This is a genomic window from Ruegeria sp. TASC047 (assembly GCF_059612445.1).
This window is the reverse complement of record NZ_JBXWQP010000019.1, coordinates 298063-324206: the sequence shown is the minus strand read 5'-3', so window position 1 is coordinate 324206 and position 26144 is coordinate 298063. Positions and strand designations below refer to the sequence as shown.

Annotated in this window: 28 protein-coding genes and 1 tRNA gene; 14 read left to right on the top strand and 15 right to left on the bottom strand. The window is 59.2% G+C overall.

Annotation, left to right across the window (positions count from 1 at the left end; translation table 11 throughout):
• Window positions 1–17 precede the first annotated feature (17 nt).
• From AC2FLO_RS04135 to AC2FLO_RS04120, 4 genes are all read right to left on the bottom strand, one after another.
• The gene (locus AC2FLO_RS04135; protein WP_496751464.1) at window positions 18–896 is read right to left on the bottom strand and encodes a DMT family transporter; all 879 of its coding nucleotides are present in this window, start codon (window positions 894–896) and stop codon (window positions 18–20) included.
• 135 nt (window positions 897–1031) lie between these two features.
• Window positions 1032–1445 carry a Fur family transcriptional regulator gene (locus tag AC2FLO_RS04130; RefSeq protein WP_480473221.1) on the bottom strand — a complete coding sequence of 138 codons (414 nt, stop codon included), beginning with the start codon at window positions 1443–1445 and terminating at the stop codon, window positions 1032–1034.
• 83 nt (window positions 1446–1528) lie between these two features.
• The gene (locus tag AC2FLO_RS04125) at window positions 1529–2233 is read right to left on the bottom strand and encodes an endonuclease/exonuclease/phosphatase family protein (protein ID WP_267364547.1); all 705 of its coding nucleotides are present in this window, start codon (window positions 2231–2233) and stop codon (window positions 1529–1531) included.
• Between the two features lie 296 nt (window positions 2234–2529).
• Complete coding sequence (locus tag AC2FLO_RS04120; protein WP_496751462.1) at window positions 2530–3948, bottom strand: protein adenylyltransferase SelO; 1419 nt, start codon at window positions 3946–3948, stop codon at window positions 2530–2532.
• An 85-nt stretch (window positions 3949–4033) separates the two neighbouring features.
• Between AC2FLO_RS04120 and AC2FLO_RS04115 the strand changes: the two genes are divergently transcribed.
• The gene (locus tag AC2FLO_RS04115) at window positions 4034–4453 is read left to right on the top strand and encodes a cupin domain-containing protein (RefSeq protein WP_480485391.1); all 420 of its coding nucleotides are present in this window, start codon (window positions 4034–4036) and stop codon (window positions 4451–4453) included.
• Between the two features lie 90 nt (window positions 4454–4543).
• Window positions 4544–5320: an extensin-like domain-containing protein gene (locus AC2FLO_RS04110; RefSeq protein ID WP_496751461.1), complete on the top strand. Its 777-nt coding sequence runs from the start codon at window positions 4544–4546 to the stop codon at window positions 5318–5320.
• A gap of 27 nt (window positions 5321–5347) precedes the next feature.
• On the opposite strand, the gene AC2FLO_RS04105 is transcribed toward AC2FLO_RS04110, so the two are convergent.
• The gene (locus AC2FLO_RS04105; RefSeq protein ID WP_496811636.1) at window positions 5348–6469 is read right to left on the bottom strand and encodes an anhydro-N-acetylmuramic acid kinase; all 1122 of its coding nucleotides are present in this window, start codon (window positions 6467–6469) and stop codon (window positions 5348–5350) included.
• Between the two features lie 279 nt (window positions 6470–6748).
• On the opposite strand from AC2FLO_RS04105, the gene tyrS reads away from it, so the two are divergent.
• Window positions 6749–8002 carry a tyrosine--tRNA ligase gene (tyrS, locus tag AC2FLO_RS04100; protein ID WP_496751459.1) on the top strand — a complete coding sequence of 418 codons (1254 nt, stop codon included), beginning with the start codon at window positions 6749–6751 and terminating at the stop codon, window positions 8000–8002.
• Window positions 8003–8080: 78 nt separating this feature from the next.
• Here tyrS and AC2FLO_RS04095 read toward each other — a convergent pair whose 3' ends face one another.
• Window positions 8081–8755 (bottom strand): hypothetical protein, encoded by a 675-nt coding sequence (locus AC2FLO_RS04095; protein WP_496751457.1) that lies wholly within the window; start codon window positions 8753–8755, stop codon window positions 8081–8083.
• Window positions 8756–8975: 220 nt separating this feature from the next.
• On the opposite strand from AC2FLO_RS04095, the gene AC2FLO_RS04090 reads away from it, so the two are divergent.
• Window positions 8976–9731, top strand: a complete 756-nt coding sequence (locus AC2FLO_RS04090; RefSeq protein ID WP_496751455.1) for a 3-hydroxyacyl-CoA dehydrogenase — start codon at window positions 8976–8978, stop codon at window positions 9729–9731.
• Between the two features lie 9 nt (window positions 9732–9740).
• Window positions 9741–10289 carry a sugar O-acetyltransferase gene (locus tag AC2FLO_RS04085; protein ID WP_496751453.1) on the top strand — a complete coding sequence of 183 codons (549 nt, stop codon included), beginning with the start codon at window positions 9741–9743 and terminating at the stop codon, window positions 10287–10289.
• Here AC2FLO_RS04085 and AC2FLO_RS04080 read toward each other — a convergent pair.
• The 3 genes from AC2FLO_RS04080 to AC2FLO_RS04070 all read right to left on the bottom strand — a co-directional run bounded on the left by AC2FLO_RS04080 (window position 10286) and on the right by AC2FLO_RS04070 (window position 13477).
• A complete protein-coding gene (locus AC2FLO_RS04080; protein WP_496751451.1) occupies window positions 10286–12094 on the bottom strand; it encodes an ABC-F family ATP-binding cassette domain-containing protein in 1809 nt (602 codons plus the stop codon). The genes AC2FLO_RS04085 and AC2FLO_RS04080 overlap by 4 nt on opposite strands.
• A 68-nt stretch (window positions 12095–12162) precedes the next feature.
• Window positions 12163–12903 carry a GNAT family N-acetyltransferase gene (locus AC2FLO_RS04075; protein ID WP_496804156.1) on the bottom strand — a complete coding sequence of 247 codons (741 nt, stop codon included), beginning with the start codon at window positions 12901–12903 and terminating at the stop codon, window positions 12163–12165.
• Window positions 12904–13003: 100 nt separating this feature from the next.
• Window positions 13004–13477 carry an outer membrane protein assembly factor BamE gene (locus AC2FLO_RS04070; protein ID WP_496751447.1) on the bottom strand — a complete coding sequence of 158 codons (474 nt, stop codon included), beginning with the start codon at window positions 13475–13477 and terminating at the stop codon, window positions 13004–13006.
• A gap of 85 nt (window positions 13478–13562) precedes the next feature.
• Between AC2FLO_RS04070 and AC2FLO_RS04065 the strand changes: the two genes are divergently transcribed.
• The 8 genes from AC2FLO_RS04065 to AC2FLO_RS04030 all read left to right on the top strand — a co-directional run bounded on the left by AC2FLO_RS04065 (window position 13563) and on the right by AC2FLO_RS04030 (window position 18920).
• Window positions 13563–14099, top strand: a complete 537-nt coding sequence (locus AC2FLO_RS04065; protein ID WP_496751445.1) for a YceD family protein — start codon at window positions 13563–13565, stop codon at window positions 14097–14099.
• 205 nt (window positions 14100–14304) lie between these two features.
• Window positions 14305–14511, top strand: a complete 207-nt coding sequence (gene rpmF / locus AC2FLO_RS04060; RefSeq protein ID WP_008756996.1) for a 50S ribosomal protein L32 — start codon at window positions 14305–14307, stop codon at window positions 14509–14511.
• A 24-nt stretch (window positions 14512–14535) separates the two neighbouring features.
• Window positions 14536–15624, top strand: a complete 1089-nt coding sequence (gene plsX, locus AC2FLO_RS04055) for a phosphate acyltransferase PlsX (RefSeq protein WP_496751443.1) — start codon at window positions 14536–14538, stop codon at window positions 15622–15624.
• 22 nt (window positions 15625–15646) lie between these two features.
• Complete coding sequence (locus AC2FLO_RS04050) at window positions 15647–16618, top strand: beta-ketoacyl-ACP synthase III (RefSeq protein WP_480584709.1); 972 nt, start codon at window positions 15647–15649, stop codon at window positions 16616–16618.
• Between the two features lie 96 nt (window positions 16619–16714).
• The gene (ihfA, locus tag AC2FLO_RS04045) at window positions 16715–17017 is read left to right on the top strand and encodes an integration host factor subunit alpha (protein ID WP_209503673.1); all 303 of its coding nucleotides are present in this window, start codon (window positions 16715–16717) and stop codon (window positions 17015–17017) included.
• A gap of 18 nt (window positions 17018–17035) precedes the next feature.
• Window positions 17036–17641, top strand: a complete 606-nt coding sequence (locus AC2FLO_RS04040) for a MerR family transcriptional regulator (RefSeq protein WP_496751441.1) — start codon at window positions 17036–17038, stop codon at window positions 17639–17641.
• A 61-nt stretch (window positions 17642–17702) separates the two neighbouring features.
• Window positions 17703–17779: transfer RNA gene (locus tag AC2FLO_RS04035), tRNA-Pro, on the top strand.
• A gap of 61 nt (window positions 17780–17840) precedes the next feature.
• A complete protein-coding gene (locus tag AC2FLO_RS04030) occupies window positions 17841–18920 on the top strand; it encodes a 2'-deoxycytidine 5'-triphosphate deaminase (protein WP_496751965.1) in 1080 nt (359 codons plus the stop codon).
• Window positions 18921–19013: 93 nt separating this feature from the next.
• Here AC2FLO_RS04030 and scpB read toward each other — a convergent pair whose 3' ends face one another.
• The 6 genes from scpB to AC2FLO_RS04000 all read right to left on the bottom strand — a co-directional run bounded on the left by scpB (window position 19014) and on the right by AC2FLO_RS04000 (window position 25732).
• A complete protein-coding gene (scpB, locus tag AC2FLO_RS04025) occupies window positions 19014–19661 on the bottom strand; it encodes an SMC-Scp complex subunit ScpB (RefSeq protein WP_267363960.1) in 648 nt (215 codons plus the stop codon).
• Window positions 19654–20448, bottom strand: a complete 795-nt coding sequence (locus AC2FLO_RS04020; RefSeq protein ID WP_480538046.1) for a segregation and condensation protein A — start codon at window positions 20446–20448, stop codon at window positions 19654–19656. The genes scpB and AC2FLO_RS04020 overlap by 8 nt, the downstream gene beginning before the upstream one ends.
• Entirely contained in the window at window positions 20438–21445 is a 1008-nt protein-coding gene (nagZ, locus tag AC2FLO_RS04015) for a beta-N-acetylhexosaminidase (RefSeq protein WP_496804155.1), read from the bottom strand. Before nagZ ends, AC2FLO_RS04020 begins: the two co-directional genes overlap by 11 nt.
• Complete coding sequence (locus AC2FLO_RS04010; protein WP_496804154.1) at window positions 21442–22506, bottom strand: SPOR domain-containing protein; 1065 nt, start codon at window positions 22504–22506, stop codon at window positions 21442–21444. The genes nagZ and AC2FLO_RS04010 overlap by 4 nt, the downstream gene beginning before the upstream one ends.
• Before the next feature lie 88 nt (window positions 22507–22594).
• The gene (gene argS, locus AC2FLO_RS04005) at window positions 22595–24340 is read right to left on the bottom strand and encodes an arginine--tRNA ligase (protein WP_496751435.1); all 1746 of its coding nucleotides are present in this window, start codon (window positions 24338–24340) and stop codon (window positions 22595–22597) included.
• Between the two features lie 252 nt (window positions 24341–24592).
• The gene (locus AC2FLO_RS04000) at window positions 24593–25732 is read right to left on the bottom strand and encodes a deoxyguanosinetriphosphate triphosphohydrolase (protein WP_496751433.1); all 1140 of its coding nucleotides are present in this window, start codon (window positions 25730–25732) and stop codon (window positions 24593–24595) included.
• Window positions 25733–25808: 76 nt separating this feature from the next.
• On the opposite strand from AC2FLO_RS04000, the gene AC2FLO_RS03995 reads away from it, so the two are divergent.
• A complete protein-coding gene (locus AC2FLO_RS03995) occupies window positions 25809–26132 on the top strand; it encodes a HesB/IscA family protein (RefSeq protein ID WP_480584730.1) in 324 nt (107 codons plus the stop codon).
• Window positions 26133–26144 lie beyond the last annotated feature (12 nt).

The following is a 26144-nucleotide window of genomic DNA, read 5'->3' as shown; positions in this document are numbered from 1 at the left end:
TGTTTGCGCCAACAGGTTCACGCCGGGACCAGATTGCGCGCCAAACGTCGTTCGCGGATAAAGGTATACAGGCCAGATCCGATGATCAGGCTCGCCCCAGCCATTGTCAGCGCATCAGGGCGTTCCCCGAACATCAGCATTCCGGCAAGGATCGAAAAAACCAGACGCGTGTAGCGAAACGGCATCATGGCCGAAGCCTCGCCAACCCGCATGGCCGTGACGATGCCGTAATACCCTAGAACACCAAAACCGATCGCCCCCAGATACGGACCTGCCTGGCCGCTTTGTACCGGCACGAAGGGTGTTCCTGAAACAACCATCAACAGCAACCCGGCCAGCGCCACTGCGATATACGCCTGCATCGCCACAACCGATGAGGCCACCCGAACATCCAGCTTGCGCGTTATCAGATCACGCGCCGCAATCGCAAACACGGTCAGAACGACAAACAGCGAGTCCGGCTGAAACCCTTCCAATCCGGGGCGAATGATCATCAGAACACCGACAAAGCCGACACCAATGGCACTCCAGCGGCGCCAGCCGACCTGCTCTCCCAGAAACAGGGCCGCGCCCATGGTCACGGCAAGCGGCATGGCCTGAAACACGGCGGCGACAGTGGACAGATCGATCAGCGACAGCGCGGTGACAAAGGTCACGGCACCGAATCCTTCTGTCCCTGCGCGCAGCATCGGCAGCAGTTTCCACGCCACGGGATCGAAGATGCGTTTGCGGGTGACCACCGACATCACCGCAAAGACAATCCCGCAGAACACACCCAGACACACCATGATCTGACCGGTCGGTACAGCGCCCGCCAGGAACTTGATGAACATATCCTCAAGCGAAAAGGCCGCCATCGAGCCGATCAGCAAAAGGATGCCGTTTACGTTATTCATGCGCGCGTCCAAAGGAAAAGGGTACTTGGGGTGCAGTGTCCGGGCACATGAACCGCAACCAGCGACGTCTGGCAAGCCAATTCCCGACACGTTCAATGAATTAACGTGGCGGGGCCGTTCGCGATTTGTGATGGATCACTTCTGCTTGAGCGGTACGCCGTACAGTTCCAGCCGATGCCCTTTCAGCTTGTACCCAAGCTTGGCGGCGATCTTTTCCTGCAGGGCTTCGATTTCGGGATCGACAAATTCGATGACCTCGCCCGACTGCATGTCGATCAGGTGATCGTGGTGATCGCGCTCTGCATCCTCGTAACGGGCCCGCCCATCGCCGAACTCCAGACGCTCCAGAATCCCGGCCTCTTCGAACAATTTGACCGTACGATACACCGTCGCAATTGAGATGCCTGTGTCGATGGCAGAAGCACGCGCGTACAGTTCTTCGACATCCGGATGGTCGTCGCTTTGTTCCAATACCTGCGCGATGATCCTTCTTTGACCGGTCATGCGCAGACCCTTGGCCTCACAACGTCCAATAATCGTTTCCGACATGATGCCCCTCAGAATTGCTCGGGTGTCTGTCTTAGTATGTCTGCGCACTTTGCGCCACAGGGATTTCTTCTTTTCCGTTGAAGTTAAGCCACGCGCGCCAAATCAGCCCAAACCGGCAAATGATCCGATGCGATATGTGCAGGGCGCGCGTCATGGACACCATGCGCAGTGGCCCTGACGCCCGCGCCCAGCGCGATCCGATCCAGCGCGCCCAGCGGCTGCGCCGCGGGAAAACTTGGCTTGGGGGGCAGGAAACGCATTTCCGGCGCGAGGTGATCCAGAATCGGCTGTCGGGACCATTCGTTGAAATCCCCCGCCCAGACAGTCGGCATCTGCTCCAGCTCTTTATCAAATCGCCTGATATGCGAGATCTGCTGACGTCGCGATGCAGGCAACAGCCCCAGATGCATACCCATCACCCGCAACGGCCCGATATGGGTATCAAATTCGACACGGACCGCGCCGCGCGGTTCAAGCCCGGGCAATTCGTGATGTCCGGTCCGCCGGACCGAAAGGCCCTCGCCACGCCAGATCACCGCGTTGCCATGCCAGCCCAGACTACCGGCACCGCCCAGATCGACGATCTGCCACCCCGCTTCATCCAGCATGAAATGCGGCAGGGCCGCCGGGCGCGGCGGCAGACGTTTGTCGGCCTCCTGCAACACAACGATATCGGCCTGCATATGTTCGATGACCTGCAAAATGCGCTGCGGCTGGCGCCGGAAATCCAGCCCGAGGCATTTCTGAATGTTATAGCTGGCAATGCGAAGGGTGGAAGATGACTGCATGTAGATTTGACCAGTGGGCTTGACCCAAAGTGACACGCCTGCCGCCGGACGCAACCCTTCAGTTTCACTTCGCAGCAACGGCAACCGGGGAAGTCGCCTTGGCATGGTATATCGCTTAAAAACCCGGCACGTGACGCGGCCGGAAACAAATGGGTTTCCCCTCATTTCATCCGGGAGCGGCAGGACGGAAGTACCGCAGTTTCAGCGCATCCAACACCGATTTAGACCGGACAAAACAATTCGCCCCTCCCCGCGAAACCATACCGCACCGAGCGACTACCAGAGATTTTTGACCGTCACGTACCGCAGAACGTGGCGTGCACGACCTCGTTATCGGTCGGGGGCCGTTTCAGATCCTCCGCATCTGCCTGATCGTCGTAGGGCCGCGCGAGGACGGCGTTCAGCCGATGGAACGGCTGGTAATCCCCCGCCACCGCTGATTGGATCAACTGCTCGACCCGGTGATTGCGCGGAATAAAGACCGGGTTCGCTGCGGTCATCACGTCATGCGGTGACGTCTCACGCACCAAACGTGCACGCCAGCCCTCTGCCCAGCTGTCAAAGGCCTGCGGGTCGATAAACTGATCGCGCGCGGTATCTTTACCCAGCGCACGGAAGGTGTTGGTGAAATCAGCCTGCCCCTCGGCCATGCGTTTTAGCAGATCGGTGATCAGCGCCTGATCGCCTTCTTCAGCGGTCGTCAGTCCGACCTTTGCCCGGAACCGGGTCAACCAGTTCTGTTGCAGCAGGTCTGGCATGGCATGCACGATCTCGGTCGCCTCCTCAACAGCCGCGTCCTTGTTGTCCATCTGCTGGATCAGTGAGGTTGCCAGCTGCGCCAGATTCCACACTGCAATATCTGGCTGGTTGGCATAGGCATAACGGCCCATCCGATCTATCGAGCTGTAGACCGTATTGGGGTGATAAACGTCCATGAAGGCACAGGGGCCATAATCGATGGTCTCACCCGCGATCGAGCAATTGTCGGTGTTCATGACCCCATGGATAAAGCCCACGCTCATCCACCGAGCGATCAGGCGGGCCTGCGCATCCCGAACGGCCCGCAGCAGGCCCATTGGCCCTTCGACGCCGGGATAGTGGCGCGCGATGGCATACTCTGTCAGACGCCGCAGATTTTCCAACTGCCCCCGCGCGGCAAAGACCTGAAAGGTACCTACTCGCAAATGGCTGGTTGCAACCCGGGTTAGCACCGCACCGGGCATCGGACCCTCCCGGAACACGGTTTCACCGGTCTCTACCGCCGCCAGTGCGCGTGTTGTGGGGATGCCCAGCGCGTGCATCGCCTCGGACACCACGTATTCGCGCAGAACCGGACCCAGCCACGCCCTGCCGTCGCCCCTACGTGAAAACGGCGTCGGGCCCGAGCCTTTAAGCTGAACATCCCGCCGCACACCATCTATTCCGACAGTTTCGCCCAACAGCACCGCGCGCCCGTCCCCAAGCTGCGGGTTGTACTGGCCAAACTGATGCCCGGAATAAAGCTGCGCGATGGGGTCCGCACCATTGGGGATGCGATTACCTGCAAAGGCTTCCGCCATCTCTTGCACGTCGCCCGGATGGACCTGCAACAGCCGTGCCAGATCATCATTGAACGCGATCAACTTGGGCGCGCGTACAGGCACCGGATTCTGTCGCGCAAAAAACGCGTCCGGCAGGCGGGCATATGAGTTATCGAATGGAATGGTCAGTGTCATGCGGCATACATATTCCCCGTGCGCACGAATACCATAGCGGATCACACCTTGCCGTGCATAATTGCGCCAAACACACGGGGGCCACATGACCGCACAAGAGATCATCGACCGCCTGAACCTGCAACCTCACCCCGAGGGCGGCTGGTACGCGGAAACCTGGCGCGCCGAGAACAAGGGCCGCCCGACCGGCACCTGTATCTACTTCTTGCTGCAGGCGGGGGAAAGCAGCCACTGGCACCGGGTCGACGCGACCGAGATCTGGCTCTACCACGCGGGCGCGCCATTAATCCTGTCCTTGAGCGCAACAGACAAGGGCCCGGCGGTTGACCATGTGCTGTCACCCGATTTGTCTCGGGGCGCACCGCAACTGATTGTTCCCACCGGCCATTGGCAGGCCGCGCGCAGCACCGGTGATTACACGCTGGTCAGTTGTACAGTGTCTCCCGGATTTCAATTCGATGGGTTCCAACTGGCAGAACCTGGGTTTGATATCCCTCGGGGATAGGTTGATCTGGGGATGCTCTGAAAAGGTGAGTTTACAGAAAGTTACGCATTTATCATTCTGTAAACGCAACCGCAGGTATCGGAGCATCGGGTGATTGTGAAACACATCTTTCTGGTCCTTCTGCTTCTGTTCGCAAGCACCTGTCTTGCGAGCGCCGAGACCGCCTGTGCAGAATCCCCCCATTCATCCGAATTGGCACTACCCGATTTGGAGGAGGAAGACGCAACCGAACACATCGAACCTGCTGCGACTGTTGAACCTGCGGTGCTGATCTCGAAACGCCCTGCGCTGCGCCCTTGCAAGTTCCGCCGGTTTGAAGTGGGTCGTCAGCGTATGCGCGACCGCGGCGCGGTCTGTGGCGACTGGACCATTCTGGGCGAAACCCGCGCGTCTTTGGCTGGAAAAGCGCTGGGTTGCGGCATCGCCAACCCGGTCCGGATTTACAGAATTTCGGATGTTGCGCTCAGCCAGTTTTCGCTGATGGACTGTCAGACAGCCGTCACGCTGAAAACGTGGATCGAAAACGTCGCCAAACCCATCTTCGCTGATCTGGGTGGTGGGCTCAAGGGGATGCGCGTTGTTGGCCACTATGCCTGCAAGACGCAGAACAGCCAGCCCTATGCGCGCATTTCCGAACATGCGCGGGGTCGGGCCATCGATATCTCGACCTTCGTGTTGCAGGACGGAACGCAGATCACCGTTCAGGACGGGTGGAGCGATACCGATCAAAGCGCCGTGTTACGAGAGTTGCACAGCGGAGCCTGTGGCCTGTTCGGGACTGTTCTTGGTCCTGACGCTGACCGGTATCACAAAGGGCATTTTCACTTCGACACAGCCCGACGCAGTGGCAAGCCTGTGTGTCGATAACGCGTTAGCCAGTACCTGGATGTAGCCTCAACCCACCGGTTGAACGCTCACTGAACTGACCATGCCCCCGCCTACCAGCGCTTTCACCCCGGTTGTTCCGGGGCACGAGGTTGGCAATCCCCGCGCCACGCGCACGGCTAGATAGGCAAAAGCCTGCGCCTCGAGCATATCGCCGTCCAGCCCCACGGCCTCGACCGGTTCGACAGGGCAGTCGAGAGATACGCGCAGCATCTCCATCAACACCGGATTGCGCCGTCCACCGCCTGTAACCAGCACGCAAGACGGCGGTTGCGGACAGTGTTCCATCCCCTGCACCAACCCCGCTGCGCACATCCCGGTCAGGGTCGCCACCGCGTCAGCGTCACCCAGTTCTTTCACCAGGTCGATCATCTCAGAGAAATCATTCCGGTCCAGCGACTTGGGCGGCATGCGTGCGAAGAAAGGCTCAGCCAGGAACAGCTCCAGCGCACCCATTTCGACGGTGCCATTGCGCGCAACCGCACCATCCCGGTCCATCGGCTGCCCCAGCCGGGCCTGCATCAGGTCATCGACCGGTGCATTCGCCGGCCCCGTATCAAAGGCAAGCAGCGCCCCCGGCGCCTCGGGACCATCAAAGCTTGGGTCCACATAGGTCAGATTACCAACACCGCCCAGGTTCAGAAAGCACAACGGGCGGTCCGCACCAAACCACTTGGCGCAAGCAAAGTGAAAAAACGGCGCCAGCGGAGCACCCTCGCCCCCCATCGCCACGTCATCGCTTCGGAAGTCCCAAACCACCGGGCGCCCCAAAGCCTGCGCCAGACCAAGACCATCGCCCACCTGCAATGTCCCGCGCCCGCGCGGTTCATGCGCCAGCGTCTGGCCGTGAAAGCCGATCAGATCCACGTCTTCGAACTCGGACAGCGCCTCGGCATGGGCAAAGGTCACCATCTCAGCTGCCGCATCGACTTGCGGGCCGTGCCATTGCCCCAAAGCCGCCCGCAGAATTTCGCGTTCGGCTTCGGTATAGGCGCGATAACCGCTTTTCCCGAATCCAGCGATGGAGTGCCCGTCGGTTTCCACCACCGCAGCGTCCACCCCGTCCAGCGACGTACCGGACATCGCGCCCAATGCCCGAACCATTCCGTGTTTCTTGATGGCTTGGCCCACGCCTGCCTCCTGATCTGGCAATGTTTCCGCCGTGCCCGGGGTTTCCGGACTTCACCTCTGGGTTGCAGCTTGGTCAAGGTGCTTTTGTTATGCCGCCTTGGCAAGCCTTCTGATTGGGCGCGTCGGTTTTTTTCCGACGTCGCGCTTCAGGATCAACACCCCGGCCATCAAGGTGAGCGCGCATATCACGGCACGCGCTTTTAGAGTGAAAAGGTGGCTTTTCCTCATCCGCAGCGCCGCCTATACAGTGCCCCGCAACACAAACCCCGAGGGCACGATATGACCTACCACCCCAAATCGGATTTCATCGCCACGATGATCGAGCGCGGCTTCCTCGCCGACTGCACCGATTATCAGGGCCTTGACGACGCGCTGATCAGTGGGTGCAAGCCGGCCTATATCGGCTTTGATGCAACGGCCAAGTCGTTGCATGTGGGCAGCCTGATCCAGATCATGATGCTGCGCTGGTTCCAGAAGACCGGTCATCAGCCGATCACCCTTATGGGCGGCGGCACCACCAAGGTGGGCGACCCCTCGTTCCGCGCGGATGAACGCCCCCTGCTGGGTCCCGAACAGATCGACGAAAACATCGCAGGCATCAAAAAGGTGTTCGCGGCCTATATCGATTACGACACTGACGCCGAAAACAAGGCACTGATGTTGAACAATGCCGAATGGCTGGATGATCTGAACTACCTCGATTTCCTGCGCGACATCGGGCGACATTTTTCGGTCAACCGGATGCTCAGCTTTGAATCGGTGAAATCCCGGCTGGATCGCGAACAGTCGCTGTCGTTTCTCGAGTTCAACTACATGATCCTGCAAGCCTATGACTTTCTGGAGCTGAACCGCCGCTATGGCTGTGTTCTGCAAATGGGCGGCAGCGACCAGTGGGGCAACATTGTCAACGGTATCGACCTGACACGCCGGGTGCTGGATCACGAAATCTACGGCCTGACCTCTCCCCTGCTGACCACCAGCGACGGCAAGAAGATGGGCAAATCGCAGGATGGCGCGGTCTGGCTGAACGCCGAGATGCGCTCGCCCTATGAATTCTGGCAGTTCTGGCGCAACACCACCGATGCGGATGTCGGGCGGTTCCTGAAGCTCTATACCGAATTGTCCGTGGATGAATGTGACCGTCTTGGCGCGCTTGCCGGGTCCGAGATCAATGAGGCCAAAATCCGCCTCGCCAATGAGGTGACAGCCCTTCTCCACGGGGCGCAAGCTGCGGCAACGGCCGAAGCCACGGCCCGTGAAGTGTTCGAAAAAGGTGGCGTTGGAGACGATCTGCCCACCCTGACCCTCAGCGCGGACGAGCTGGGCGACGGCATGTCCATCGTCCAGATCATTGTCAAATCAGGCCTGGCCAAATCCGGCAAAGAGGCCAAGCGCCTGATTGCCGAAAACGGGGCCAAACTGGACGACGCTCCGCTGACGGATGCGGGTTTGATGATCGACGCGGGCGCATTGACGTCTCCGATCAAGCTGAGTGCAGGCAAGAAACGCCACGCATTGGTGCAACTGGGCTGACGCCTCTTTCACCTTGGACAGCAAAACAGAAAACGGCCACCCGATTGGGTGGCCGTATCTATATTGGGGTCGACGAGACTACTGACGTCCCTTTCCGCCACCGGGCCGGTCGCGTTCGCCCTCGTCGTCATTGGCGTTGTTTCCGCGACCCGGACTGCTGCCCTCGCCGCCGTTGCCGCCGCCATTGTTCCCCTTATCGCCACCTTTGCCGCCGCCGTTATGGCCCTTTCCGCCCCCGTTATTGCCTTTGCCACCGCCGGGTTCTCCACCGCCACCGCCGGGCTCTCCACCACCGCCGCCGGGCTCTCCACCGCCGCCAGGTTCTCCGCCGCCACCGCCGGGCTCTCCACCGCCGTTGTCGGGTTCTCCTCCACCACCGAGGCCGTCAGGACCAGCCGCGTTCGCAAATCCTGCCCCGCCGGGTTCTGAACCGCGGCTTTCACCCCGATTCTCGGCCAGACCGGACAGGCTTGCCGTTGGCACGTCTGTCAGCAAAGCCGCCAGCCCCGGGCATTGCGCCCCGGTAACGCTCAGTGTTGTCTCGAAATCCGGTCGCTTCTGAAGTCTGTCCAGAAAGCTCGGGGTCACCTGAACACAATCGCAAAGCCCGGCATAGTCGCCTGCATTCGCAAGACTTCGAGCCGTTTTCCAGTTACAGGTTTCCGGCGCTGCAACAGCACTGCCGGCAACCACAATCCCAAAGATAGGTGCGGCCAGAACAGCGCCCAGTGTTTGTTTCTTACCATTTACCATATCGGAACCTCCTGACGAAAAAACACGCAATGGCTGTGATTACTTCGTTCACGAACGGGCGCGTTTTCGTGAAGCGCGGATTAAGATGCCTTAAAGATGCGTATTGACCCGGCGGCGGTCAGTCCGCCCCGCCCCTTTAGGCGTTCAAGCTCAAAGATGTGGACACCGCCCCTGCAAAGCAGTTATTGAACAGTTGTTCATATCTTAGGGAGGAGTTCCGATGCACCTGTCCACCACAGCCGCTCTTGTCACCGGCGGCGCATCCGGTCTGGGTGAAGCCACCGCCCGTCACTTTGCCGCGCAGGGCGCGCAAGTCACTATTCTGGACCGTGACGCGGACCGTGGCGCTCAAGTCGCCTCCGAAATCGGCGGATATTTTGCGCTTACGGATGTAACCGACGAAACCTCGGTCGCAGCTGCCGTGCGCCACGGCATGGACAAGATGGGCAAGATCAACGCGACTGTGAACTGCGCGGGTATCGCTTATGGAATCAAGACGGTTGGCAAGGATGGGCCCCACCCGCTGGACGCGTTCCAGCGCACGATCGACATCAATCTTGTCGGCACTTTCAACGTCTCAAGGCTGGCCGCTGCCGAGATGGCAAAGAATGAACCCGAACTGGACGGGGGGCGCGGTGTGATCATCAACACTGCATCTATTGCCGCGTTCGACGGCCAAAAGGGACAGGCGGCTTATGCTGCATCGAAAGGCGGGGTTGTTGGCATGACCCTGCCAATGGCCCGCGATCTGGCCTCGACCGGGATTCGCGTCATGACCATTGCGCCGGGTATCTTTATGACCCCGATGCTGGCGGGCCTTCCCGAAGACGTGCAGAAACAACTGGCCGCCGACGTCCCGAACCCGGCCCGCCTGGGCGACCCTAAGGAATACGGGCGGCTGGCCGGTTTCATCGTTGAAATGGGCTACCTGAACGGCGAGGTCATCCGCATCGACGGCGCTCTGCGGATGCGGTAAGACAGCCCTATGTCGGAGCGCCAGAAAATGCAGTCCGGGCAGTGGTACTGCTGTCTCGATCCTGAGCTGGACGATCTGCGCGCGCGGGCACGACGGGCTGTTCACCCTCACAACACCTGTCCGCCCGACACACGCGGCGCGATGGCCCCGGAACTACACGCGCTGCTGGGCCATGTCGGCGAGGACTGTTTTCTCGAAGCCCCTTTTCACTGCGCGTATGGAATGAACATCCATCTGGGCAGCCGGGTTTATTTCAATGCCGGATGCGTGGTTCTGGACACGGCCCCCGTTCGAGTCGGCGACGACACGATGTTTGGCCCCAATGTTCAGATTTACTGCGCGCATCATGCCAAGGACCCGGCTGATCGGACACAAGGGTTGGAAATCGGCCTGCCCGTCACCATCGGCAGGCAGGTTTGGGTTGGCGGCGGAGCGATCCTGTTGCCCGGCATTACCATAGGCGACTACGCCACAATCGGCGCTGGCAGCGTCATCACCAAAGACGTCCCCGCCAGAGAAACCGTGGCAGGTAATCCGGCAAAACGTCTGGCGCGCTAAGCGCTTTCAGCCTTCTCTTCGAGCGTCAGCCATTCCTCTTCAGCGGCCAAGAGTTTCTCCTGCCGCTCAACCAGCGCCTCGGTCGCTTTTTGGAACTTCACCGGTTCGCGCGTGAACAGCTCAGGATCGGACATCAACTCTTCCAGCTTGGCGATCTCGGCCTCAAGGCGCGCGATCTCGGCAGGCAGTTTCTCCAGCCGATGCTTTTCCGAGAAGGAAAGGCCGGATTTCGGCTTTTCTTCCTGCCTAATCTTTGGCTTTGAAGCTTTTGCTTTTTCTACGCTTTTTTGGATCACGTCGCCACGCTGCGCAATGTAATCCGACCAGCCACCAGCATAGACTGTCGCCCGTCCGTTCCCCTCCATCGCGATGGTGGTTGTCGCCACGCGGTCCAGAAAATCCCGGTCATGGCTGACCAGCAGAACGGTGCCGTTGTAATCGTCCAAAAGCTCTTGCAGCAGGTCCAGCGTCTCGACATCCAGATCGTTGGTCGGTTCGTCCAGCACCAGAAGGTTCGAGGGTTTCGCCATCAGTTTGGCCAGTAACAACCGGGCTTTTTCCCCACCGGACAGGGATTTGACGGCTGCTCGGGCCTGCCGTTCGTCAAACAGAAATTCCTTGAGATACCCTACAACATGTTTGGGCTGCCCGCCCACCATTACCTGATCGGCCTTGCCCGACACCCGCATTTCCGGATCGCCGGTCAGACTGTCCCACAGGCTCATCTCGGGGTCCAGTTGGGCACGGGTCTGATCAAACACCGCGATTTCAAGGTTCGTCCCCAAGGAAACCGAGCCCGCGTCCGGCTCCACCTGCCCCAGCAGCATCTTCAGCAACGTTGTTTTGCCAACACCGTTCGGCCCGACAAAGGCCACCCGGTCGCCGCGCTGTACCAGCAGATCAAAGTTCCGAACGATCTGCTTGTCGCCGAACCCTTTGGCCAGCGCCCTGGCCTCAATCACTTTACGGCCTGATTTTGGCCCGGCCTCCAGTGCCATTGCAGCCGAACCCTGACGTTTGATCTGCGCCGCCTTTTCTGCCCGCAACGCCTGCAAGGCCCGCACCCTGCCTTGGTTACGTTTGCGTCGGGCGCTAATGCCCTCAACCGCCCATTTCGCTTCGGACTTAATCAGGCGGTTCAGCTTGTGGCGTTGCTGGTCCTCTTCCTCCCAGACCTTGTCCCGCCAGGCCTCAAAGGCTTCAAAGCCCTGTTCCTGTCGCCGAACAGCCCCCCGGTCGATCCAAAGTGTTGCCCGGGTCAGCGCCCTTAGAAAGGCCCGGTCATGCGAGATCAGCACAAAGGCCGCTCGGGTCGCGCCAAGTTCGCGTTCCAGCCACGCGATGGCTTCGATATCCAGATGGTTGGTCGGCTCGTCCAGCAACATCAGATCCGGAGCTTCTGCCATCAGCTTGGCCAGCGCAGCCCGCCGCCTCTCTCCGCCCGAAGCCGTCTCAACCGCCCGTGAAGGATCGAACTTCAACCCTTCACCGGCCCGTTCAACCTTGTAAAGTTCTCCCGGCTCCAACCCGCTGGAGGCGTAATCCCCCAACGTGGCAAAGCCTTCCATTGTCGGATCTTGCTCCATATAGCCAACGGATTTTCCGGGCGGCACGACAATCTCGCCCCGATCAGCCTCGACCAGACCGGCCATCACTTTCATCAGCGTGGATTTTCCGGACCCGTTTCGCCCCACCAGCGCAACACGATCACCGGGTTGAACCACCAGATCCAGTTCGGAAAACACCGGGTCACCCCCGAAAGTCAGGGAAATGCCAGACATCTGCAACAAAGGAATTCTCGCCATGTCCGCCAGCTAAACCGGCTGACACATTGCGTCAACGCCCCGTCTTCACCTTTTCAAAAATACTCAATCTACCCGGCCACCGCCCGCAACAGACGTTTGCGTGCCGGGGGGATCGCACCGATTTCCACCCCTGTGAAAACGTGCAGCGTGTTCATGTGGCGATCCACCACTGCATGATCGCTGACCCAACCGCCCATCATCAGATAGGTCCGCAACAAGGGTGGCATCCGCAGCATTGCCTTTTTCACGTCCGGTCTGCGCCGCAGACGCGCGGCAAATCGAAACACATCCGGAGCCTTCACACGCGGCAACCAACGTTTCGGGCCCAGATGGCGGTGTTTGAGCATCGCAAACGCATCCAGATACTGCTCAGTTTCGGTTCCGGCAAAAGAGGAACATCCAAACAGCATCTCGACGTTGTTCCGGTCAACGTAGGCCGTCATTGCCCCCCAGGCTACACGCAGGATGTCGGGGTCGCTGTGATCGGGATGGATGCAGAATCGTCCCATTTCGACCATCCGACCTTTGAAGCCTTCGAGCGAGGTCAGGTCATAGAACTGTGCTGAATAACTTTGTCCGATCTCGCCGCCACTATTCATGGTCAGCATCCGAAAGCAGCAGACCAGCCGGTCTGCCGAGCGCATATCCTCGACCAGGATATGGCTACAGCGTGCATCAAATTCGTCGCAGTCCGGTTGCTCAGTGCCAAAAGCCAAGGTCCGCAATGCCTGAGCTGTTCTGATATCCTCGGGCGACTGCGCCAGTCTGGCGCGATAGCGCCCCTTGCTTAACAAAACTGCCGTTGCCACGGTCGCGTCCTCCACGGTTGCCGACCCTCAGGCGTCGGTACGACACCGTTAGCACAAGACATGTGACTGCCCTGCGACCACCGCAAGGTTTTGGCGCAAATTAGTTGGCGCCCGGAATGTTGGCCGGATTGAAGTTGCCGATATTGCCCAGCAGCTGACGCAGGAAGCCTTTGTCCTGAACGTTGGAATCGGTAACGCGGCGCTCCAGAGCAATCACATTCCCGTCTTCAAGACCAAAGCGTTCGATGTTTCTGACAACACCGCGCTGATCAAAACTGATGGCAACCAGTTCGCGCGATACCACCTCGGGCCGTTTCGGACCGTAGTGGCGCACGCGAGAGCGGACGTAGTAATAGCCCGAATCCCGAACCACGCCGGATGCGCCCGGCGCGCCGATGGCCTCTTGCACGCTGTCCCGCGTGTCTACGCCCACTTTGATTTCCGCCAGTTCCTCGGCCGGTGGCACATAGCCGTGATTCTTGAAGACAGCCGTACAAGCTCCGATCGCAGCCAGACAGGCAACAAACACAAGCGATTTCGCAGCTGGTTTCAACCGGTTCACTACCTTCAACATCTGCACCCTCTTGCCTTGGCCTTCTTCGGCTTCTATCCGATTACATAAACCGCTGCCACGGTTCAACACATAGAAAGGCTCACGAATGAGCAACGCGACATCATTTCGGGTGTCTGACCTGCCGCAGAACGCCCCGACACGGTTCGATCTGCGCCCTGCAACCACCGTGCTTGAGCAAATCAGGCAAGACCTTGGGCTGCTGGGGCTGCGCAAACTCAGCTTTTCGGGCGACCTGCGGGCGCAGGGCAAACGGGACTGGGTTCTAAACGGCAAACTCGGTGCAACTGTCACCCAACCTTGCGTGGTGACGCTGGAACCGGTGACGACAAGGATCGACATTACGGTGCACCGAACTTTTCTTGCGGATTGGGCAGACCCTGATGATCCAGAGTTCGAAATCCCGGAAGATGACGAATCTGAACCTTTGGGACCGGAAATTGATCCGGCCCTTGTCATGATCGAGGCCCTGTCTCTGGCTTTGCCACAATATCCACGGAAAGACGGCGCGGAACTGGGTCAGGCTGCCTACACAGAACCGGGCAAACAGGCGATGACGGATGACGATGCCAAACCCTTTGCGGGATTGGCAGGATTGCGCGATGTGCTAAAAAAAGACGAGTGACAGGTGCCGGATTTCCTGTCATAGCAGGCGGTCAGAAAAATCGCTTGAACATGCCGAGAATCGCAGTATTTTCGCGCGCTCATCGGATTTTGGGTTGGACATTGCGGGGCTCGTCGCCTAAACGCGCGTCAAACCACGATAAACGAACTACGAAACCCGGGTCGGCAGCGAATCTGCGGCCCCCAGTCAGACAAAGGTTGAGACCATGGCCGTCCAACAGAACAAAGTTTCCAAGTCGCGTCGCAACAACCGCCGCGCACACGACGCTCTGGTTGCTGCAAACCCGAACGAATGCCCGAACTGCGGCGAGCTGAAACGCCCGCACCACGTTTGTGCATCTTGCGGCCACTATGACGATCGCGAAGTCGTCGCACAGGCCGACGAAATCGATCTGGACGAAGACGCAGCCTAAGCCTGATCGAGCACAGGCCAAGGCATGAACGATCAGCCCACGCACGCCGGACGGATCACCATCTCGGTTGACGCAATGGGAGGGGACGCAGGCCCCGCTGTCGTCGTTGCAGGTCTGGCAAAATCGGCTGGCAAGAACCCGAATATCGGGTTCCTGCTGCACGGGCCCGAACAGGTATTGCGCAAGCTGGTTGCCAAACGACGTGTCCTTGAAGGGCGCGTCGTTTTTCGTGATTGCCCCGACGTTGTCACGATGGAGGACAAGCCCAGCCAGGTTGTGCGCAACGGCAAGCAGACCTCAATGTGGTCCGCGCTGGAAGCGGTTCGTCAGGGCGAAGCTCATGGCGCAGTGTCCTGCGGGAACACCGGTGCCCTGATGGCCCTGTCGATGATGCGTCTACGCAAATTGCCGGGTGTGAACCGCCCCGCAATCGCGATCCTGTGGCCTTCGCGCAACCCGCAAGGGTTCAATGTAATGCTGGATGTGGGCGCCGATGTACGCGCCGACGCCAAGGATTTGCTGCAATTCGCCCTGATGGGCGCGTCTTATGCGCGCAACGGCATGGCCCTGAACCGCCCCCGGATTGGGCTGCTGAACGTTGGCACCGAGGAGCATAAGGGCCGCGCGGAACTGAAAGAAGCGCACGCCTTGATCTCGGATTTCGCGGAACAGGCGAATTTCGAATTTGTTGGCTTTGTCGAAGGCAGTGATATTCCCGGTGACAAGGCAGATGTCATTGTTACTGACGGGTTTACGGGCAATGTTGCGATCAAAACGGGCGAAGGCACCGCCAGCCTGATCGGAGAACTTCTGCGTGAGGCGTTCAAATACTCTCCGTTGTCCCGATTGGCTTCGATTCTGGCCATCACGTCACTACAGCGCCTGAAAAAGCGCATCGATCCGCGTCGTGTGAACGGTGGCGTGTTTCTGGGTCTGAACGGGACCGTTATTAAATCCCACGGCGGGGCAGATGCGACTGGAGTTTCGGCGGCGATCAAACTGGCCTTTACTCTGGCACAGTCCGGTTTCGCCGAAAAATTAGCGGCGCGGGTTGCATCCACAGCCCAGCTTGAACAAGATGCTGCGCAAGCAGCGCCGCAGACCGATAATTAACAAAAAAGGCAGTACCCCAAAAATGGCAGGCCGTTCAGTTGTAGTAGGTGTCGGGCATTATTTGCCGGAACGTATTGTTCCAAATTCCGAGTTCGAGAAAACGCTGGACACGACGGATGAGTGGATCAGAACCCGGTCGGGGATCGAACGCCGTCACTTTGCCGCCGATGACGAAACGACGTCAGACCTGGCCACCAAGGCTGCCGAGGCTGCGCTGGCCGATGCGGGCCTGACAGCGGATGATATCGACGCGATCGTCCTGGCGACCTCGACCGCAGACCTGACCTTTCCTTCTGCCGCGACCATGGTTCAGGCCCGACTGGGCATGACCAAAGGGTTTGCCTTCGACGTACAGGCTGTCTGCGCAGGATTCGTTTTCGCCCTCAGCAACGCAAATGCTTTGATTCTGTCAGGTCAGGCCAAACGCGTGCTGGTCATTGGTGCCGAAACCTTTTCCCGGATTATGGACTGGACCGACCGCTCGACCTGTGTTCTGTTCGGGGATGGTGCCGGCGCATTGGTACTCGAAGCGCAGGACGGCGAAGGCACCGCTGCGGATCGCGGCATACTTGCAACCGATCTGAACTCGGACGGGCGCTACAAGGACCTTCTTTATGTCGATGGGGGGGTTTCGACCCAATCCACCGGGCATCTGCGTATGCAGGGCAATCAGGTCTTCCGACATGCCGTTGAAAAGCTTACCAAAACCGCTGAGACAGCCCTGGACCGCGCGGGGCTGAGCAGCGCTGACGTAGACTGGATTGTTCCTCATCAGGCAAATATTCGCATCATTCAGGGCACGGCCAAAAAGATGGGCCTGCCAATGGAAAACGTAGTTGTGACCGTTCAGGATCACGGCAACACCTCGGCTGCATCCATCCCATTGGCATTGTCGGTTGGTAAACAACGCGGGCAGATCAAACCCGGTGACCTGATCGTGACCGAAGCGATTGGCGGCGGTCTGGCCTGGGGCGCGGTGGTTCTGCGCTGGTAACCGGCGCAATCCAGCTTACACAGCTTCTTGCAATTCATTGATATTGACAGCGAATTTGCCGTACCCGTATGCTTTGACAGCAACAGGGGAAATGACATGGGCGACAATACACTGACTCGAATGGATCTGAGCGAGGCCGTCTTTCGCGAAGTTGGGCTTTCGCGCAACGAAAGTGCGCAGCTGGTCGAAAGCGTTCTGAACCACATGTCCGACGCTCTGGTGCGTGGTGAGCAGGTGAAAATCTCGTCCTTCGGTACGTTCAGTGTTCGCGACAAGACCGCGCGAGTCGGCCGCAACCCCAAAACCGGCGAAGAGGTTCCGATACAGCCCCGCCGTGTACTAACCTTTCGCCCGTCGCATCTTATGAAAGATCGCGTCGCCGTCGGGAATCGCAAGTAACCCCAGGGTCACGCGGATATGAGCAAATCCCGCGACGCGTTTCGCACGATCAGTGAAGTAGCGGATTGGCTTGGTGTCCAGGCCCATGTCTTGCGATTCTGGGAAAGCCGCTTCACTCAGGTCAAACCGGTCAAACGCGCGGGCGGGCGCCGGTATTATCGCCCCAATGACATGCGTCTTCTGGGGGGCATCAAGAAACTGCTTCATGAAGACGGGACCACAATCAAAGGCGTGCAGCGCATCCTGCGCGAGCAAGGCGTCGCACATGTCGCAGCACTGTCTCCGCCTCTGGACGAACCGGGTCCTGCCCTGATTGAACCCGTTCAAGGTACTGTGGTGCCGTTCGAACCCAAACCCGCTGCAGCCACCGAACAAATCCCTATGGATCTGGACGAACCGGCCAAGCAGCCGGTGAATGAATGCATGCAGGCCGACGCGCTTCACACGGCTGTGTCAGAACAAGAACCAGAGCCAGACCTGAACGCAGCGCCCCTGATGGGCGGAATTGCTTCGCTGGCGTGGAAGCGCGCCGAGTTTGACGACGAACTTCTGCGCCAGATTGCACCGATTGCAAAAGACCTGCGCCGCTGGCTGGATCGGGTCGAAACACAGGCGACGGGTTAGGAAAAAAGGCAGTGTTTTCCTCTTGCCCCTGCCGGGAAAATCTTTATGAACGGCCCAACGTCGGGCTATGGCGCAGCCTGGTAGCGCGTCCGTCTGGGGGACGGAAGGTCGCAGGTTCGAGTCCTGCTAGCCCGACCAAATCACACCGACGTTTATGGCACAAAGGCCAGATCCCGCTCTGGCACGCGAGGGGATCGAGATGACAGGTGTTTGCGCGAACCAGCAAATCGAAGCGATGATCGCGCGCGGAGAGATTGCCGCCAACCCCGATGTTCTGCCAGCGCAAATTCAACCGGCCAGCCTTGATTTGCGTTTAGGAACAGTTGCTTACCGAGTGCGTGCCTCGTTTCTAGCGGGCGAAGGACGGACTGTTACGGATCGCTTGGCCGAGTTTGAAATGCACCGCATCGACATCTCGGATGGCGCTGTTCTGGAAAAGGGCTGCGTCTATCTGGTGCCTCTGATGGAATCGCTTGCCCTGCCCCGCGACATGACCGCCGTCGCCAATGCCAAAAGCTCGACCGGGCGGCTTGACCTTCTGACCCGTACCATCACCGATGGTGGCACCGAGTTCGATCGCGTGCCCGCAGGCTACAAAGGCCCGCTGTACGCCGAGATCTGTCCACGTTCGTTTTCGGTTCTGGTCCGACCCGGTATGCGTCTAAACCAGATCCGTTTCCGTCAGGGTCAGGCCGTCTTGTCTGACGCCGAACTGACCGCCCTGCACGCCGAATCGCCGTTGGTGGACGGGCCTGCTGTGATTCATGATGGTCTTGGCTTTTCGGTCGATCTGCAACTGCCCGACACCGATCTGGTCGGCTATCGCGCCAAGCCCCATACCGGGGTAATCGATCTGGACCGAATTGGCGAATACGACCCCCAGGACTATTGGGAGGAAGTACGCACCAAGGACGGTCGCATCATACTTGACCCCGGCGCATTCTATATCCTTGTCAGCCGCGAGGCGGTCCATATCCCGCCGATGTATGCCGCCGAAATGGCACCTTATCTGGCGATGGTTGGTGAATTCCGAGTGCATTATGCCGGGTTCTTCGATCCCGGCTTTGGCCATGCCGCAGCGGGCGGTGCCGGGTCACGTGGTGTGCTTGAGGTGCGATGCCACGAAGCGCCTTTCGTGCTGGAACACGGACAGGTGGTCGGGCGTCTTGTCTATGAGAAAATGGCTGAGATGCCCACGCAGCTATATGGTGCCGGGATTGCATCGAACTATCAGGGGCAAGGCCTGAAACTGTCCAAGCACTTCAAAACGGCCGTCTAATCCTCAGAATTTCTTTCAACGGTGCATGTGTCGGATAACCCGCGTTTACTGCCGCAGGTTCCGCGCCTGACCTGTAGTGACCTGGCCGGGTTATTACTCCTCAAACAGTTCCGACTGGTCCTCGTCAACTTCGTCCTCGCGCCCCTCGCCCAGCGGGATCGCCCCCGGTGGAGGCCGGTTTTCCAACAAACCTGCAGCCCTTAGCTCCTTGAGACCCGGCAGATCGCGGGCGTTCTCCAGCCCAAAATGATCCAGAAATTCGGACGTTACCACAAATGTCACCGGACGACCCGGTGTCATGCGGCGTCGGCCCAGCCTGATCCACTCCATCTCTAGCAATTGATCAATCGTCCCGCGAGAGACTGATACGCCGCGAATTTCCTCAATCTCGGCGCGGGTGCAGGGCTGGTGATAGGCCACGATCGCCAATGTCTCAATCGCGGCGCGGCTGAGTTTACGGGTCTCAACCGTTTCCTTCTGCATCAGAAAGCCCAGATCAGGGGCTGTGCGAATCGCCCAGGCCTCCCCCACGCGTACCACGCGCACGCCGCGCCCCTCGTAACGCCTTTGAAGCAGTTCAACGGCTTGCGCGGCGTCGCTTCCATGCGGCATCCGCGCCTCAAGGTCGGCAATCGTCACCGGATCGGCGCTGGCAAACAAAACGGCCTCGACCATACGCTCCTGTTCCGCCAGCGGTGGCGCCTCGAACAGGGTGCCGGTTTCTTCTGGGGCGTCAGTCACGTGTCTGGGTCCTCTTACGCAAATGGATCGGCGCGAATGTCTCGCTCTGCTTGATCTCCATATGTCCTTCTTTCACCAGTTCCAGCGAGGCCGCAAAGGTCGCAGCCGTTGCTGATCTGCGGCGCACCGGGTCAGTATCCCAACCATCGGGCAGATAGGTTTCCATATCGGTCCACGTCCCCGCAAAACCGATCAGCGGGCGCATCCGCTCCAGTGCCTGCTCCATCGTGAACACCGCATCGCGGTCCATCACAAAGGGGCGGAATTCGTCACGGGTGCGGATACGGGCATAACCCTGCATCAGGTCCAGCAGCGTAGCAGAATAAGTCACGGTGCGAATGCGGGTGACGTCCTCGCCCTGCCCGCGTTTGAAAAAATCACGCCCCAGTTGGTCGCGGGCCATCAACCGTGCAGCGACGTCACGCATCGCCTGCAGGCGTTCAAGTTGAAACGCCAGATGCGCGGCCAGCTCTTCACCCGATGGCCCGTCGTCATCCGGGTCTGGCGGTAGCAGTAGGCGGGACTTGAGAAAGGCCAGCCACGCCGCCATGACCAGATAATCGGCGGCCAGTTCAATGCGCAGCGCACGCGCCTTTTCAACAAAGGCCAGATATTGCTGCGCCAGCGCAAGAACCGAGATCTTGCGCAAATCCACTTTTTGCGTACGGGACAGGGTCAGCAGAACGTCCAACGGGCCTTCGAATCCATCGACGTCAACGATCAGCGCTTCGGCCGCAAGACGATCCGCGACCGAGACAGGGTCTTCGCTAAAAAGATTATCGTTCATATACCTGCCCGCCCATTAGGGCAGATAGTTCCGCTTCGGCGGCTTGGATGTCAAGTTCCCGCGGGGGTTTCCGCATCGCCAGCGCCCGTTCTGCGCGGGCTTGTGCCACATCCGACATCTCCCCGGCGACTTCCATCACAGCGGCGCGTTTAGAAAAGCTGCCATTGCAATGAAGGACCACATCACAGCCCGCCTGCAAAGATTGCCGTGTGAGGTCCGTCAACGCCCCACTGAGCGCTTTCATCGAAATATCGTCGGTCATGATCAGCCCGCCAAAGCCGATATTGTCTCGGATCAGGCCCATCATGGCCGCAGAAATGGTGGCTGGCCGGGGATCGATCTGATCGAAGACCAGATGTGCTGTCATCCCCATCGGCAGGTCATTCAAGGCGCGGAACGGAGCGAAATCGCTGTATTCCAACTCTTCCAGCGGCAAATCAACGTGCGGAAGGTCATGGTGACTGTCCAGAGTGGCACGGCCATGGCCGGGAATGTGCTTGAGAACCGGAAGAACACCCCCATCCAGATGACCCTGCGCCACGGCCCTGCCGACCCTGGAAATCTGTTCGGGGTCAAAGGCGTAACAGCGGTTCTTCAGAAACGCGTGGGTCTCGGGACGCGCCACATCGACCATGGGGGCACAGTTACTGTCGATACCCAGACCAAACAGCTCATCCGCAATCAGGCGGTACCTGAGGTACATGGCGCGTTCCGCTTGATCACCCGCCCTGATCACATGATTCAGCGGCGGCAGCCATTCGCGAGCCAAGGGTGCGCGCAAACGCTGTACGCGCCCACCTTCCTGATCAATGGTAATGGGGCAGTTGCGCCCAACGGCCTCTCGTAAATCATCACACAAGGCGCGCACCTGATCGGCGCTTTCAATATTGCGGGCGAACAGAATGAACCCAAACGGGTTCATCTGGCGAAATAGGTCTCTTTCCTCCTGCGTCAGGCGCAGTCCTTCAGCATCTGTGATCGCTGCTCCGAACTTCACCTCACGGCCACCGGGATACAATCAGCGCCTTGCGCGACCAGAGCAGCGCAGAACTGGCGCGAGTCGCTCAGGTCTTCGAACCCCAGTACACGAAGGCGGTAGAAGGTCCGTCCACCGCTTGAAGTTTTCTGTATAACTCGTTGTTTTCCCGACAAATAATCACCAAACTGACCATTCAAACGGTCCCACTCGGCCTGTGCCACTTGCGTGCTGTCATAAGCTCCAAGCTGCGCCAGCCGGGTTCCCTTTGCCAACGTATCCGGATCAACATCCACCCCGACCGCGGCTTTCACCGCTGCATTGATGGCGTCTTCGGAATTCTCACTGGGCGCGACCTGACTGCGGGTAGACCGTGCCGGACGCGTCACAGGGCGCAACGATCGGCGCACACCCGGCAACTCTGCGAAGCTCGGGTCCGGCAAGGCCGCAGCAAAATCTGCCGGGTCAATGGCGGGTTCTTCATCAGGGGTGGTCAGCGATGCCAGTTGCACACCGTCTTCGAACTCTTGCTGCGTTTCTGCTGCCGCACCCGCCAATTCCGCAACCAGCGCATCTACTGCGTTCTGGCGCAAGCGCGCGGCCTCCTGCGTGGTGATCGGTTCTTCGACCACATGCAGCGCAGGGGTCGGCTTCAGTTCTCCGGCGGGCAGATCTTCGTCCGTCAAGGACACCGGGCGCGGCGCAAGGATCAACCGGTCGGCTGGCGCCGCAGCACTGCCTTCGGCGGCGACGGCATTCACGGCAAAACCCTGATGATCGGCCGGAGTTCCACCCGGACTTTCCGGCTGTACACGCATCGGCCCATCGGCGGCGCGAACAACCGGCACGCCACTGACATCGCGCATGATCAGTTGATAGCCCCAGACCCCGACACCGGCGACCAGCGCCAAGGATGCAACAGCCCCCAGAAAATTGACCGCCCTGCCCAGACCAAACGAGCCACGCGGCGCGTCATCTTCCTGCATGTCTTCGGGAAAACCATACACATCGTCAGAATGCGCTTGATTCGGGTAATGAATCTGCCCGGGGCCTTGATGCCCCGAGTAATCGTAACTCGCCATGTCCGCCTCACTGCCCGTTTCGCGCCTGAAAATAAGGCCCGCGGGTCATTTCTTGCCTACCTCGTACCGGCGGTTCGGGCGATATTCGTTACCGCATCTCCTGCGCCGGAGTAACGCCAAGAATACCCAAGCCCGCTGAAATCACAACAGAAACGGCCCGGGCCAAAGCGATTTTTGACTGGCTTGTGGCAACATCGCCATCCTGGATGAAACGCAGTTGCGTCTCGTCATTGCCCTTGTTCCACAACGCGTGAAAGTCGCCTGCGAGTTCATAGAGATAAAAGGCGACCCTGTGCGGTTCATTGGTTCGGGCCGCAATCTCGACCAGCCGTGGCCATTCTGCCAGCTTCTTCGCAACAACCAGTTCCGAGACATGACCGTTCTTGCTCAGGTCAGCGCCCGCAAGGGTCGCATCATCAGCCGCAATTCCAGCCTCGGCCGCACGACGCAGCACGCTCATGACACGGGCATGTGCATACTGAACGTAGAACACGGGGTTCTCGCGGCTTTGTTCCAGCACTTTGTCAAAATCGAAATCCAACGGCGCGTCGTTCTTGCGGGTCAGCATAACAAACCGCGTCACGTCCGGGCCCACCTGATCGACCACATCGCGCAGAGTGACAAAGTTCCCTGCCCGCTTGGACATCTTGAACGGCTCGCCATTCTTCCACAGCTTCACCAGCTGTGTCAGTTTGATATCAAGCGGCACCTTACCGTCGGACAGTGCCGAAACAGCCGCCTTCATCCGTTTGACATAGCCGCCGTGGTCGGCGCCAAACACGTCGATCAGTGCGTCAAAACCACGGGTCACCTTGTCATAGTGATAAGCAATATCCGGGGCAAAATAAGTCCAGCTGCCATCCGATTTCTTGACAGGTCGGTCGACGTCGTCGCCATGTTCGGTCGATTTGAACAGCGTCTGTTCGCGTGGCTCCCAATCCTCGGGCTTTTTGCCCTTCGGCGGCTCGAGCACGCCTTCATAGATCAGGCCCTTGTCAGTCAGCGATTGCAATGCGGCCTCAATCCGACCGGTGCCATAGAGAGATTTTTCCGAGAAGAACACATCCATCTTGACGCCCAGCGCTTTCAGGTCAGCGCGGATCAGATCCATCATCGCGTCGGTCGAGAACTCACGCACCTCTTCCAGCCAGTCACTTTCCGGCTTGTCGATCAGGCTATCGCCGTATTTCTCTTTCAACGCCTCACCGATCGGGATCAGGTAGTCGCCAGGATAAAGACCTTCGGCAATCTCGGGGCTCAGACCATTGGCCTCGCGATAGCGTTCGTAAGCCGAGCGCGCCAGCACATCCACCTGCGCACCGCCGTCGTTGATGTAATACTCACGGGTCACGTCATGGCCCGAATAGGCCAGCAGGCTTGCCAGAGCGTCACCGAATACCGCACCCCGTGTATGACCCACGTGCAGCGGACCGGTTGGGTTGGCCGAAACATATTCTACGTTGACCTTCTGCCCATGGCCCATAGTCGAGCGGCCATAATCGGTGCCCTTCTCCAGCACGGCCGCCAGCACGCCTTGCCAGACCGACGGTGCCAGCCGCAAATTGAGAAAGCCCGGACCTGCCACATCGGCGCTGGTGATCCGGTCATCTGCCACCAGCTTCCCTGCCAATGCCTCGGCAATGTCACGCGGTTTCATCCTGGCCGGTTTTGCCAGCACCATCGCCGCATTGGTCGCCATGTCGCCATGCGCCGCATCACGCGGCGGTTCGACCGCCACGTTGTCAAAACTCAGCCCCTCGGGCAACGCGCCTTCGGACTGCATCTGTGCCAACGCGTCCAGTACAAGGCCGCGGATCTCGGAAAACAGGTTCATTTCGGATGTCCTTTTGCTTGCCCGGCGGTTTACCACGCATCACGGCAAGGTCAATGGACGCCTATTGTTTGGACATGGTTTGCGCCCAATGTCTGCCGATGGCGCCCAGATATCCTCTGTCTGAGATTTCAAATACCCTGCGCACTGTCCGTCGTACGGCTTCTGATCATCGCTTCCCGCCTGCGCAAGGTACCAATCAACCCGCAATAAAGGTCGCAAACATGGACCATTACCCGTTTCATTGCGGCGCAATCAGCCCGTCAGCCGGGCGTGATCCAGCAAAGCGAAACGGTCGGTCATTCCTGCAATATAGTCCGATACGATCCGGGCCAGAGCAGTCTCGTCCGCCGCAGCTTCAATGTCCTCGTGCCAGCGTGCCGGCATCTGTTTCGGATCGTTCAGGTAGATCGGGAACAGGTCTTCGACAACCGTTGCAACCTCGGCCCGCACCTTCATGACGCTGGGTGCGCGATACATCCGGGTGAACAGGAACGCCCTGATTTGTTTCAGATCCGCCCAAGTCCCGGTCGAGAATTGGATGACAGGATGCCCAAGATGGCGAACCTCTTCGACCGACTGCGCGCCCGAGGCCGCGATCAAGTCGCGCGACGTTGTGATGACGTCCGCCACCATGACCCCAAAAACCCGCCGCAGTGCTTCATGACGCCGCCGATACGGATCAAGACCGGGGTATTTCGCATCCACATCCGCGTAACACGCCCCCACGATCGGAAGGTGGCGCAGATCATCATCTTCAAACAACCCCGCACGCAACCCATCCAGAAGGTCGTGATTGTTGTAAGCAATGTCATCAGACAAGGCCGCCACCTGCGCCTCGGCACTTGCATGGGTATGAAGTTCAAGGTCAAAGCCCTGGTTGCATTCAGCCAGGGCCCAGGGCAGATCGCCAACAACCGGACCGTTATGCTTGGCGATACCCTCCAGACACTCCCAAGTCAGGTTGCATCCGTCAAACCCGGCATAATGCCGCTCCAGCTTGGTTACGATCCGAATGGCCTGAGCGTTGTGATCAAACCCCCCGTAAGGCGCCATCAGCGCGTGGAGGGCGTCCTCACCCGTATGACCAAAGGGCGTATGACCCAGGTCGTGCGCCAGCGCAACAGCTTCGGTGAGTTCAGGATTCAGGCCCAACGCCCCTGAAATTGTTCGCGCGACCTGAGCGACTTCGATGGAATGGGTCAGCCGTGTTCGATAACTGTCACCTTCATGCTCGACAAAGACTTGCGTCTTGTGCTTGAGCCGCCGAAACGCACTGGCGTGAATGATCCGGTCGCGATCACGCTGAAAGCATGACCGGAAGCTGCTCTCTTCCTCTGGCACCAGCCGCCCCCTTGCGCGGTCTGGGTCCGAAGCAAAACCCGCTCTGTCCAAAGGCCTTGTCCTTGTCGCCTGTCTTTTGGTTTCATATATTGTAGGACGCTTGGGAAATAAACCTTTGGAGACCGGCATGAATCTGCCCCCATCAGTCACCGAACGCGCCTTTGACCGCCTTGCCGAAATCGGTGCCGCGGAACAGGGGCAAGCCCTGCGTGTCGCAGTGGAGGGCGGTGGATGTTCCGGTTTTCAATATGAAATTGCTCTGGATACGCCAAACACCGACGACCTCATTCTTGAAGGCAAAGGGCAGAAAGTCATCGTCGACCCGATCTCTCTGCCCTTTCTTGAAAACGCGGTGATAGATTTCACTCAGGAGCTTATTGGTGCGCGGTTTGTGATCGACAACCCCAACGCCACCTCTTCCTGTGGCTGCGGCACGTCGTTTTCGATGTAACCGGTGGGGGCT

Bases quoted from the DNA above. Each gene is read 5' to 3' on its own strand.
- AC2FLO_RS04135 (WP_496751464.1), bottom strand. From the start codon at position 896: ATGAATAACGTAAACGGCATCCTTTTGCTGATCGGCTCGATGGCGGCC.
- AC2FLO_RS04130 (WP_480473221.1), bottom strand. From the start codon at position 1,445: ATGTCGGAAACGATTATTGGACGTTGTGAGGCCAAGGGTCTGCGCATG.
- AC2FLO_RS04125 (WP_267364547.1), bottom strand. From the start codon at position 2,233: ATGCAGTCATCTTCCACCCTTCGCATTGCCAGCTATAACATTCAGAAA.
- AC2FLO_RS04120 (WP_496751462.1), bottom strand. From the start codon at position 3,948: ATGACACTGACCATTCCATTCGATAACTCATATGCCCGCCTGCCGGAC.
- AC2FLO_RS04115 (WP_480485391.1), top strand. From the start codon at position 4,034: ATGACCGCACAAGAGATCATCGACCGCCTGAACCTGCAACCTCACCCC.
- tyrS (WP_496751459.1), top strand. From the start codon at position 6,749: ATGACCTACCACCCCAAATCGGATTTCATCGCCACGATGATCGAGCGC.
- AC2FLO_RS04095 (WP_496751457.1), bottom strand. From the start codon at position 8,755: ATGGTAAATGGTAAGAAACAAACACTGGGCGCTGTTCTGGCCGCACCT.
- AC2FLO_RS04090 (WP_496751455.1), top strand. From the start codon at position 8,976: ATGCACCTGTCCACCACAGCCGCTCTTGTCACCGGCGGCGCATCCGGT.
- AC2FLO_RS04085 (WP_496751453.1), top strand. From the start codon at position 9,741: ATGTCGGAGCGCCAGAAAATGCAGTCCGGGCAGTGGTACTGCTGTCTC.
- AC2FLO_RS04080 (WP_496751451.1), bottom strand. From the start codon at position 12,094: ATGGCGAGAATTCCTTTGTTGCAGATGTCTGGCATTTCCCTGACTTTC.
- AC2FLO_RS04070 (WP_496751447.1), bottom strand. From the start codon at position 13,477: ATGTTGAAGGTAGTGAACCGGTTGAAACCAGCTGCGAAATCGCTTGTG.
- AC2FLO_RS04065 (WP_496751445.1), top strand. From the start codon at position 13,563: ATGAGCAACGCGACATCATTTCGGGTGTCTGACCTGCCGCAGAACGCC.
- rpmF (WP_008756996.1), top strand. From the start codon at position 14,305: ATGGCCGTCCAACAGAACAAAGTTTCCAAGTCGCGTCGCAACAACCGC.
- plsX (WP_496751443.1), top strand. From the start codon at position 14,536: ATGAACGATCAGCCCACGCACGCCGGACGGATCACCATCTCGGTTGAC.
- AC2FLO_RS04050 (WP_480584709.1), top strand. From the start codon at position 15,647: ATGGCAGGCCGTTCAGTTGTAGTAGGTGTCGGGCATTATTTGCCGGAA.
- ihfA (WP_209503673.1), top strand. From the start codon at position 16,715: ATGGGCGACAATACACTGACTCGAATGGATCTGAGCGAGGCCGTCTTT.
- AC2FLO_RS04040 (WP_496751441.1), top strand. From the start codon at position 17,036: ATGAGCAAATCCCGCGACGCGTTTCGCACGATCAGTGAAGTAGCGGAT.
- AC2FLO_RS04030 (WP_496751965.1), top strand. From the start codon at position 17,841: ATGACAGGTGTTTGCGCGAACCAGCAAATCGAAGCGATGATCGCGCGC.
- AC2FLO_RS04020 (WP_480538046.1), bottom strand. From the start codon at position 20,448: ATGAACGATAATCTTTTTAGCGAAGACCCTGTCTCGGTCGCGGATCGT.
- AC2FLO_RS04010 (WP_496804154.1), bottom strand. From the start codon at position 22,506: ATGGCGAGTTACGATTACTCGGGGCATCAAGGCCCCGGGCAGATTCAT.
- argS (WP_496751435.1), bottom strand. From the start codon at position 24,340: ATGAACCTGTTTTCCGAGATCCGCGGCCTTGTACTGGACGCGTTGGCA.
- AC2FLO_RS03995 (WP_480584730.1), top strand. From the start codon at position 25,809: ATGAATCTGCCCCCATCAGTCACCGAACGCGCCTTTGACCGCCTTGCC.